Source organism: Streptosporangium fragile (assembly GCF_039534445.1).
Classification (GTDB): domain Bacteria; phylum Actinomycetota; class Actinomycetes; order Streptosporangiales; family Streptosporangiaceae; genus Streptosporangium; species Streptosporangium fragile.
Window position 1 is genome coordinate 73599 of record NZ_BAAAVI010000040.1, and the last position, 9759, is coordinate 83357.

9 protein-coding genes are annotated in these 9759 nt (G+C 72.5%); 6 read left to right on the top strand and 3 right to left on the bottom strand.

Translation table 11 applies throughout. The features are described from left to right. Positions 1-5: 5 nt before the first annotated feature. Positions 6-962 carry a hydrogen peroxide-inducible genes activator gene (locus ABD841_RS24955; RefSeq protein WP_344976488.1) on the bottom strand — a complete coding sequence of 319 codons (957 nt, stop codon included), beginning with the start codon at positions 960-962 and terminating at the stop codon, positions 6-8. Positions 963-1058: 96 nt separating this feature from the next. Between ABD841_RS24955 and ABD841_RS24960 the strand changes: the two genes are divergently transcribed. Then, positions 1059-1613: a peroxiredoxin gene (locus tag ABD841_RS24960; RefSeq protein WP_344976491.1), complete on the top strand. Its 555-nt coding sequence runs from the start codon at positions 1059-1061 to the stop codon at positions 1611-1613. Continuing rightward, positions 1613-2149: an alkylhydroperoxidase, AhpD family gene (gene ahpD, locus ABD841_RS24965; protein ID WP_344976493.1), complete on the top strand. Its 537-nt coding sequence runs from the start codon at positions 1613-1615 to the stop codon at positions 2147-2149. Before ABD841_RS24960 ends, ahpD begins: the two co-directional genes overlap by 1 nt. 195 nt (positions 2150-2344) lie before the next feature. Here the strand turns inward: ahpD and ABD841_RS24970 are convergent, their stop codons facing one another. Together ABD841_RS24970 and ABD841_RS24975 are read right to left on the bottom strand one after the other, a co-directional pair. Beyond that, positions 2345-3193, bottom strand: coding sequence for an SWIM zinc finger family protein (locus ABD841_RS24970; RefSeq protein ID WP_344976496.1), 849 nt, complete (start codon positions 3191-3193; stop codon positions 2345-2347). Next, on the bottom strand, positions 3190-6408 hold the full coding sequence (locus ABD841_RS24975) for a DEAD/DEAH box helicase (RefSeq protein ID WP_344976499.1): 3219 nt from the start codon (positions 6406-6408) through the stop codon (positions 3190-3192). Before ABD841_RS24975 ends, ABD841_RS24970 begins: the two co-directional genes overlap by 4 nt. Before the next feature lie 217 nt (positions 6409-6625). On the opposite strand from ABD841_RS24975, the gene ABD841_RS24980 reads away from it, so the two are divergent. The 4 genes from ABD841_RS24980 to ABD841_RS24995 all read left to right on the top strand — a co-directional run bounded on the left by ABD841_RS24980 (position 6626) and on the right by ABD841_RS24995 (position 9386). After that, a complete protein-coding gene (locus ABD841_RS24980) occupies positions 6626-6829 on the top strand; it encodes a FitA-like ribbon-helix-helix domain-containing protein (RefSeq protein WP_344976501.1) in 204 nt (67 codons plus the stop codon). Continuing rightward, entirely contained in the window at positions 6826-7212 is a 387-nt protein-coding gene (locus ABD841_RS24985; protein ID WP_344976504.1) for a type II toxin-antitoxin system death-on-curing family toxin, read from the top strand. Before ABD841_RS24980 ends, ABD841_RS24985 begins: the two co-directional genes overlap by 4 nt. Positions 7213-7318: 106 nt before the next feature. Further along, positions 7319-8503 carry a pyridoxal phosphate-dependent aminotransferase gene (locus ABD841_RS24990; RefSeq protein ID WP_344976507.1) on the top strand — a complete coding sequence of 395 codons (1185 nt, stop codon included), beginning with the start codon at positions 7319-7321 and terminating at the stop codon, positions 8501-8503. 379 nt (positions 8504-8882) lie between these two features. Then, on the top strand, positions 8883-9386 hold the full coding sequence (locus ABD841_RS24995) for an RICIN domain-containing protein (protein ID WP_344976510.1): 504 nt from the start codon (positions 8883-8885) through the stop codon (positions 9384-9386). Positions 9387-9759 lie beyond the last annotated feature (373 nt).

The window sequence follows — 9759 nt, forward strand, 5'->3', positions numbered from 1 at the left end:
GCCGGTCACCACTGCTCCCGCGGTGTCATGCGGACGGGAAGCCGCCGGTCGCCGAGGGCGGTGTGGACGGCCTCGGCCAGCCGGGTGTACTCCGCGGCCCTGCCGGAACTCGCCCGGTAGGCCAGCCCGATGGTGCGGCCCGGCGCCGGGGCCCGGAAACGACGCAGTGCCAGCCGCACGTGCTTGCCCGTCTCCACCGGCACCGCCGACTCCGGGATCAGGGTCACCCCGAGGCCGCCCACGACCAGGTGGACCAGCGTCGGCAGGCTGGTCGCGTAGGTCGCCGCCGTGGCCCGCGCGCCGACCTCGCGGCAGATGTCCATCGCCTGCTCCCGCAGGCAGTGCCCCTGGTTGAGCAGGACGATGTCCAGGTCTTTGAGCACGTCGCGGGTGAGTGGCCCGGTTCCGCGCGCCAGCGGGTGCTCCTCCGGTACGGCGAGCAGGAAGTCCTCCTCGTAGAGGGGCACGTCGACCAGCCCGGACGCCTCGGTCGGCAGCGCCAGCAGCACCAGGTCCAGGCGGCCCTCGCGCAGCTCCTCCAGGATCGTCTCGGTCTTCGCCTCGTGCACGGTCAGCTTGAGCCGGGGGAACCTCCGCGAGAACATCGGCAGCAGCGCCGGGAGCACGTACGGCGCCACCGTGGGGATCACCCCCATGTGCACCGGGGTGCTGAACGGTTCCCGGCTGTGCGCCGCCTCGCCGACCAGGTCCTCCACCGCCTTGAGGACCCGCGCGGCGTGCACCGCCACCCGCTCGCCGGCCGGGGTCAGCAGCACCTTCCTGGTGGTACGTTCCAGTAACTGTGTGTGCAGGGTCTCCTCCAGCGCCGAGACCGCGCTTGACAGGGCCGACTGGCTCATCCGGAGCGAGACGGCCGCCTCCCGGAAGTGGAGATGGTCGGCCACCGCGAGGAAGGCACGCAGCTGGGCGAGGGTGGGCGCGGGATCACTGATAGGAAACACCTCTCAGAGTCGTCTGCCGGATCGATTTAGTGGATCAATGGTAAGTGCGAGAGAGTGGATCCCGACAACGACGTCCTCCCGAAAGGAGATCCGGACTTGCTCACCGTCGGTGACCAGTTCCCCGAGTTCGAGTTGACCGCCTGCGTCGCTTTGGACGCGGACAAGGCCTTCGCGGAGATCAACCACAAGACCTACGAGGGCAAGTGGAAGGTCTACTTCGCCTGGCCGAAGGACTTCACTTTCGTCTGCCCCACCGAGATCGCCGAGTTCGGCCGCCTGAACGAGGAGTTCGCCGACCGCGACGCCCAGGTCCTGGGCTTCTCCGTCGACTCGGAGTACGTCCACCACGCCTGGCGCAAGAACCACCCCGACCTGCGTGACCTGCCCTTCCCGATGCTGTCGGACGTCAAGCGGGAGCTCTCCCAGGCGCTCGGCATCCTCGGCAAGGACGGCGTGGCCCAGCGCGCCACCTTCATCGTGGACCAGAACAACGAGATCCAGTTCACGATGGTGACCGCGGGCTCGGTCGGCCGCAACGTCAAGGAAGTCCTCCGCGTCCTCGACGCGCTCCAGTCGGACGAGCTCTGCCCGTGCAACTGGAACAAGGGCGAGGCCGGTCTGAACGCGCAGCAGCTGCTGGCCGGGGTCTGATGTCGATCGACAACCTCAAGAGCGCCCTTCCCGACTTCGCGAAGGACATCAAGCTCAACCTGGGATCCCTGGTCACCACCTCCTCGCTGAGCGAGCAGCAGCTCTGGGGGACGCTGCTCGCCTGCGCGCTGGCCACCAGGTCGGCCCGCGTGATCGCCGAGGTCTCCGCCGAGGCGGCCGACATCCTGTCCGCCGAGGCGTTCAGGGCCGCTCGCGGCGCTGCCGCGATCATGGCGATGAACAACGTCTACTACCGGTCCATGCACCTGATCGGTGACGAGACGTACGAGACCATGCCGGCCAAGCTGCGCATGACGATCATCGGCAACCCGGGCGTCGAGAAGCTCGACTTCGAGCTCTGGTCGCTGGCGGTCTCCGCGATCGGCGGCTGCGGCCGGTGCCTGGAGTCGCACGAGCGGGTGTTGCGCGAGTCGGGCATGTCCCGCGAGCAGATCCAGGAAGGGATCAAGATCGCGGCGGTCGTCAACGCCGTCGCGACGGTCCTCGAGTCCGAGGCGGCCCTGGCCGCGGTCTGACCGGAGAGCGCGGGCGCGGGCCCCGGTCCGGGTCGCGGGGTGGTTTCCGCTCCGGCCGGCTCCGGTCGTGGCCGGTCCCGTCTCCCGTCACCGGAAAGGGCGGGCACCCTCCATGGGTGCCCGCCCTTTTCCCGCGTCGGGGTGCTTTCCCGCGTCCGAGGGGCACCCTCCCGGGACGCGCCGGGGGACCTCGCCTCAGGCGTCGTCGCTCTCGGCGAGGGTCTGGTAGGCGGGCCGCAGGAGATCCGGGATCGGGACGCGCCGTGCCGCGAGCGGCGGCGGGTCGAGGGCACGCAGCAGCAGGTCGGGCGGCGTGCCGGGCAGTCCCGTCCGCTCCCGCAGGCGGGCCGGCGAGACGCCCGGCTCGTAGAAGTCCGCCAGCCGGTCGGCGAACGGCGTATCGGCCACGTCGAACAGCCCCGGGCCGCCCGCGCCACCCGCGTCGTCGGCGGCCCCGCCGCCCGCCTCGCGGAGGGCGGCGAGCAGGGCGTCCCTGGCCATGCCCCGCCAGGCCAGCACCAGGAACGGATCGTCGTCGAACGCCTCGGCCAGCACGTACAGCACGGCCGACAGGTGCTTGCAGGGGAAGCCCCAGTCGGGACACGAGCAGTCCATGTCCAGGCCGCGCTGATCCGGGAAGAGCGGCAGGCCGCACCCGCGGAAGACGGCCTCGATCTCCGGCGGCATCTCCCCGGCGAGCAGCTTGGCCCGGTAGAGGGCCTGCGCGGCCAGCGCAACGGTGAGGTCGCGCCACTGGCCGGCGTCGTAGGCCGCGATCCCCACCCTGACCCGGTAGGGAGTGCGCCGGGACCCCTGAACCCGCGCCGTGACCAGCCCCGGGCCGATCTCCAGGCCGAGGACCTGGCCGGAGCGCGCGTACGAGCGCCCCCGGCCGAGCCGGCCTTTGTCGCAGACGCGCTCAAGGATGTCGACGAACCGGCGCGACCACCACCGCTCGCCGATCGAGCCCCGCGTGCTGCGCGCCCGGATGCCGCCCTCGACCCGGATGGGCCGGGAGGGCTCGAACCAGCCTGTCCCGCTCATGAGACGGCCTCCGGCCCGAGGCGGAACAGCTCGCGCAGCCGGTCGGTGGACAGGCCGGTGATCCACTCTTCTCCGGTGCCGACGACGCTCTCGGCGAGCGCCTGCTTGCGCTCGATCATCTCGTCGATCCGCTCCTCCAGGGTGCCGACGCAGATGAACTTCCTGACCTGCACGTTCTTCGTCTGGCCGATCCGGAAGGCCCGGTCGGTCGCCTGGTTCTCCACGGCGGGGTTCCACCACCGGTCCACGTGCACGACATGGCCGGCCGCGGTCAGGTTGAGCCCGGTGCCCGCCGCCTTGAGCGAGAGCAGGAACAGCATCGGCTCGTCGTCGTGCTGGAACCGCTCCACCAGGGCGTCGCGCCGCTTCTTCGGCAGGCCCCCGTGCAGCCAGAGCACCGGGCGGCCCAGATGCGCCGAGAGGTACGGCTGGAGCAGCGCGCCGAACTCGGCGTACTGCGTGAACACCAGGGCCTTGTCACCCTCGCCGACGATCTCCTCGGCCAGCTCCTCCAGCCGGGCCAGCTTGCCCGACCGGCCCGCCAGCCGCGACCCGTCCTTGAGCAGGTGCGCCGGGTGGTTGCAGACCTGCTTGAGCTTCGCCATGGCGGCGAGCACGTTTCCCCGCCGCTCGATGCCCTCGCTGTCGGCGATCTTGCTCATCATGTCCTCGACCACGGCCTGGTAGAGGGTGGCCTGCTCGGGCGTGAGGTTGCACCAGACCTTCATCTCCATCTTCTCCGGCAGATCGGAGATGATCGCCTTGTCGGTCTTGAGGCGCCGCAGCACGAACGGCCCGGTGGCACGCCGGAGCGCCGCGGTCGCCACCTCGTCGCCGTGCCGCTCGATCGGCTCCTGGTAGCGCTCCCGGAACGCCCTGGCCGAGCCGAACAGCCCGGGGTTGCAGAACTCCAGGAGCGACCAGAGGTCCGCCAGGTGGTTCTCGACCGGCGTGCCGGTCAGCGCGAACCTGCTCCTCGCCGGGAGCGACCGTACGGCCTGCGCCTGCCGGGCGGCGCTGTTCTTGATGGCCTGCGCCTCGTCGCAGACGACTCTCGCCCAGTCGAAGCCGGCCAGGACCTCCCGGTCCCGCAGGGCGGTGCCGTACGTGGTGAGGACGAGATCCGCCCGCTCCACCCGCCGGGCCAGCTCCTCCCCGCGCAGCCGGGCGGCGCCGTGGTGCAGGTAGACGTCCAGCGACGGGGCGAACCGGGCGGCCTCCTTCTGCCAGTTGCCGAGCAGGGACATCGGGCAGACCAGCAGCGTCGGCCCCGGCCGGGGGCCCGTCGCGTGCCCGTCGCGCTCGTCGAGCAGCAGGGACAGGGTCTGGGCGGTCTTGCCGAGACCCATGTCGTCGGCGAGGATGCCGCCGAGCCCGATCTCCGACATGAAAGCGAGCCAGGAGAGCCCGCGCTCCTGGTACGGCCGGAGCGTCCCGTGGAAACCGGCCGGGGTCGAGGTCGGTTCGAGGCGGCGGTCGGCCTCGCCGGACAGCAGGTCGCCGAGGAGGCCGTCGGCGTCCACCCCGACGAGGGGCAGTTCGTCGTCGCCGCCGTGGACGACCTCCTGGATCACCTCGCCGACCGTCATCTCGCCCGCCCGGCGCCGCTCCATCGCCTTCAGCGCGGCGCCGAGCTGCCGGTCGTCCAGCTCGACCCAGCGGCCCCGCACCCGGACCAGCGGCACCTTGAGCCTGGCCAGCTCGGCCAGTTCCTCCTCGCTGATCGTCTCGTCGCCGATCGCCAGGTCCATGCGGAAGTCCACGAGCCGGTGCAGCCCGAACCCCTGGTCGGCGGCGGCTCCCGGGCCGGTCTTCCTGGTGTGGGCGGTGAGCCTGAGCCCGAGCCTCGTCCGGCCCGCCCAGGCGGGCAGTTGCACGCCGAACCCGGCCGCCTGCAGGAGCGGGGCGGCGTGGCGGAGGAACGCGAACGCGCCCGCCGTGTCGAGGACGAGCTCCGACGGCCGGGGACCGCGCAGCGCCTCCTCCACCTCGGGGTAGAGCCGGGCCGCCCGGCCGAGCCCCGCGAGCAGCGCCTCGTCGGGGCGACCGGGCAGGCCGGGCGCGGTCTCGCCCGCCCAGACGAGCGGCGCGGGAAGGTAGAGGCTCGGATCCTCCGACGACTGGACGGCGAACTCCACCCGCCAGCGGGAGCGGTCGTCCGGGCCGTCGTCCCGGGGCGGCGCCGGTCGGCCGCCGTACTCCGCGACGAGGTCGCCGCCCGGTCCGGGACCGGTTCCGGGGGCGGGCTCGGGGAGGCTCCCGGGGTCGTGTTCGGGCTCGGTCAGGCGGAAGCACACCCTGACCGGGCCGTCGAGCCGGTGCGCCGACCTGAACCACTCCCGGAGCGGCTCGGCCACCTTGTCCGCCGCGGCACGGGTCAGGCCGGGAAGCGCGGCGTCCTCTCCGGTGAGGGCGACCAGCCAGCGGTCGATCAGCGGGCCGCGCGGCCCCGGCCGGCGGCCGCCGAGCAGGCGGTCGGGGAGCGCCCGCCGCACGGCCGCGTCGGCCAGGCAGGCCAGGGCCTCGATCAGCACGTGTGCCGAGGGCCGCTCCTCGGCGACGGCCCGGCAGACCGGGGGCGCCGCGGCGGCGAGCTCGCCGATGCGGGCGGCGTAGGGGCCGGTCAGCACCGGCCGCCACCGCGCCGCGTGGCCGTCGCCCTCGGCGACGAGCTGGGGCAGCACCCGGCCGCGGCGGACCAGGGCGCGGGCGTACGCCGCGACGACGGCGAGGTACCGCAGGGAGGCCCCGGGCAGCGGCGCCCGCGGACCCCCGCCCGCGGACCCACCGGGTTCGCGCGTCTCCCCGGGGGGCTCGCCGGGTTCGCGTGTCTCCCCGGGGAACTCGTCGGGCTCGTACGCCTCCGCGGGGAGGTGGGCGATCCCGTCGACGTGGCCGAGCAGGTCCAGCGCCGCGCCCGGCTCGACCAGCAGGGCGGGCACCCGCCAGGAGCCGATCTTCGGCTGCCGCGCGGCGACCTCCATCCCGGACTCGGGGGAGGGGAGCGGGCTCCGCGCCGAACCGGGCAGGAGCAGGACGAGCTCCTCCACGACGGCCTTGGCCACGGCCGCCGCCGCGGCGTCCCCCCAGAGCTCCAGGGCGTCGAGCAGATCCGCCGCCGGGGCCGCGAACGGGTGCGGGCGGACCTTCGCCCGGGAGGCGCTCACGGTGGGCCCGGCCGGATCCTCCGCCCAGAGCGCCAGCCTGTCACCCACCCAGGCTCCGTGAACCACCAGCACCGCCACGCCCCCTCACCGCGCTTTCCGAGAAACGTAACAGCTCCGGGCTCGGGCGGGTTCTTCACCAGGAAAGATACGAACGCCCCAACCTGATGGCATCACTCTGCGAAAGAGAACCGCAACGAGATGTAAGCATGTATATGCTCCCGGCGGTGGTATCACAGTGATACCTAATCCACCATACGATGGGAGCATGGCGATGACATTGCGGCTTTCCGATGAGCAGACCGATGCCCTCCGACGGCGTGCGGAGAGGGAAGGGCGGAGCATGCAGCAGGTGGTGCTGTCCGCCGTGGACGAATACCTGGCGCGTCATTCCGATGACGAGGAAGTTCACCGGCTCGGGGTAGAGGTCGTGCGCCGGTGGAAGCCCGTTCTGGACCGGCTTGCCGAATGATCCGTCATCTCACGCTGGAGCAGGTTCTTGATCTCGCCGAGCTGGCCATCGGGGCCACGCCGGAGCTCCGCGACCTGGGTCTCCTCGATTCCGCTGTGCACAGGCCGCAGGCGGCCATGTTCGGGCAGGAAGCGTATCCGGACCTGTTCACCAAAGCCGCGGCCCTGATCCATTCGCTGGCCACCAACCATCCGTTCGTGGATGGAAACAAGCGTGTGGCCTGGGTGGCGACGGTTGTCTTCCTGGCATGGAACGGGCGGACGGTCGACACCGGCGATGACGAGGCCTACGACTTTGTCATCGCCGTCGCTTCGGGCAAGCTCACCGAGGTCGACGAGATCGCCGATGTGCTCCGCGGCTTCGCCGCACCCGCTCGGCGGTGATGGTCCGACCGGCCGGAAGCGGCCGGTGGGCTCGTACGACGGGCCGGATCCGCCGCGCGTCGTGGTCGCGGCGAGCGGCGGCGGGCCCGCGGCTACGCTGGAGCGCGTGAGCGATCCTCTGGTGGCGCGGATGCGCGAGTTCGGCACGACGATCTTCGCCGAGATGTCGGCGCTGGCCGTACGGACAGGCTCGATCAACCTGGGGCAGGGTTTCCCCGACACCGACGGGCCCGCGGCGATGCTGGAGCGCGCGGTGTCGGCGATCCGCGACGGCTTCAACCAGTACCCGCCGGGCCCCGGCGTCCCCGAGCTGCGCCGGGCCGTCTCCGAGCACCGCAAGGCCCACTACGGCCTCGACTACGACCCCGACGGCGAGGTCCTCGTCACCGTCGGCGCCACCGAGGCCATCGCGGCGGCGATCCTCGCGCTGTGCGAGCCCGGCGACGAGGTGATCGCCTTCGAGCCGTACTACGACTCCTACGCCGCCTCCGTGGCCCTGGCCGGGGCGGTGCTCCGCCCGGTCACCCTGCGCCCGGCCGAGGGCCGCTTCACCTTCGACCCCGCCGAGCTGCGCGCCGCCGCCGGGCCGCGCACCCGGGCGATCCTGGTCAACTCCCCGCACAACCCCACCGGCACGGTCTTCACCCGCGCGGAGCTGGAGGAGATCGCCCTGCTGTGCCGGGAGCGCGACCTGGTCGCCGTGACCGACGAGGTCTACGAGCACCTCACCTTCGACGGCGTCGAGCACATCCCGCCGGCCACGCTGCCCGGCATGCGCGAGCGCACCGTGATGATCTCCTCGGCGGGCAAGACCTTCTCGGTCACCGGCTGGAAGACGGGCTGGATCTGCGCCCCGCCCGAGTTCGTCCGCGCCGTCCAGACCGTCAAGCAGTTCCTCACCTTCACCGCCGCCGCGCCCTGGCAGCTCGCCGTCGCCCACGGCCTGCGCCACGAGCTCGACTGGGTCTCCGCGCTCCGCGCGGACCTGCAGTCCAAGCGCGACCGCCTGGCCGCCGGGCTGACCGCGGCGGGCTTCGACGTCTACCGCCCCCAGGGCACCTACTTCGTGCAGACCGACATCCGCCCGCTCGGCTTCGCCGACGGCCTCGCCCTGACCCGCGAGCTGCCGTCCCTGGCGGGCGTGGTCGCCATCCCCACCCAGGTCTTCTACGCCCACCCGGAGCGGGGGAGTCACTTCGTCCGCTTCGCCTTCTGCAAGAAGGACGAGGTCATCGACGAGGCGGTCCGGCGCCTGACCCGGCTCGGCGAGGCGGGCGGCCCGGCCGCGTAGGCCCGGCGGGCGTCGCCGGAGCGTCCGGCGCGGCCTCCGGCTGACGTCGCCCGCGGCACCGCGGGCGGCCGCGTCGCGGGTCGCGGTGTGTCACCCGCGGTGCCGCCGGCGGCCGTGGTGCCGTGGCCCGCAGCGCGGGCACTCGCCGGTCGCCGGTCGCCGGTCGCCGTGTCACCGGGTGGCCGTGTGATCACCCGTCGTGTCATCAGCCGGGAATCGATCTCCGTGCGTGTAGCTTCTGCTACGGAGAGTAGCCGTCGGGCGCGCTCACGGGAGCAGTGCGCGTGGTGGCGGGCGGGCCGGAGCGGGAGGCGGGTTCCCCTCCGGTGACGCCCGTGGCTCTCCGTCCCCGTAGAACGCATGAAGGAGAGCAAGAGTGATGCGACGGAAGTTCAGGATGTCGGCGTCGTTGGCGGCGGTCACGCTCGGTTGCGCGGCTCTCGTCTCCGCTCCGGCGGAGGCCTCGACCTCGACGTCCACTCCCTGGGGGCCGATCCGCACGCACAGCAACTGGCGTTGCCTGGACGCCGACCTCAACACCATCGGCCCCAACGGGACGAGGGTGCAGCTGTGGGACTGCAACGGCTGGGCCAACCAGTCCTGGACCTATGACGTGACCAGCCACACGATCCGCAGCAGGAAGAACGGGCGCTGCCTGGACGCCGACCTCAACACCATCGGGTCGAACGGCACGAAGGTGCAGCTGTGGGACTGCAACGGCTGGGCCAACCAGAAGTGGATCTACGACGCGGTCAGCCACACGATCTACAGCCTCGCCAACGGGCGTTGCCTGGACGCCGACCTCAACACCATCGGGTCGAACGGCACGAGGGTGCAGCTGTGGGACTGCAACGGCTGGGCCAACCAGAAGTGGACGCTCTGACGATCATCGCGGCCCGCGCGTGCGGCGCGGGCGGCGTCCGGCCACGGTGACCCGATCGGCCGGGACCGGGGGCCGTCCGGAAGGGCGGCCCCCGCGTGCGAGACCCCGCGGGCGCCGTCCCCCCGGGAAAGGCCGGCGGTCTCACGCCGGTCCTCGGGCCGCGGTGCCGGACGCTCGCCGGACCGCCGGGCGTCATCGAGCTCCGGGTCGTACGCGAACGCGAGGCCGGGAGAGGACGACGCGGCGAGACACCCGGGCCTGTCTCATCGGCCGGACCTGGCCGGCCCGCTGGACTCGCGCGGCACCAGTTCGTAGCGGAGGCCCTCCTCCGTGCGCGGCGCCGGTTCACCGCGGACGAGGGCGAGCAGGGACA

Bases quoted from the DNA above. Each gene is read 5' to 3' on its own strand.
- ABD841_RS24970 (WP_344976496.1), bottom strand. From the start codon at position 3,193: ATGAGCGGGACAGGCTGGTTCGAGCCCTCCCGGCCCATCCGGGTCGAG.
- ABD841_RS24985 (WP_344976504.1), top strand. From the start codon at position 6,826: ATGATCCGTCATCTCACGCTGGAGCAGGTTCTTGATCTCGCCGAGCTG.
- ahpD (WP_344976493.1), top strand. From the start codon at position 1,613: ATGTCGATCGACAACCTCAAGAGCGCCCTTCCCGACTTCGCGAAGGAC.
- ABD841_RS24980 (WP_344976501.1), top strand. From the start codon at position 6,626: ATGGCGATGACATTGCGGCTTTCCGATGAGCAGACCGATGCCCTCCGA.
- ABD841_RS24995 (WP_344976510.1), top strand. From the start codon at position 8,883: ATGCGACGGAAGTTCAGGATGTCGGCGTCGTTGGCGGCGGTCACGCTC.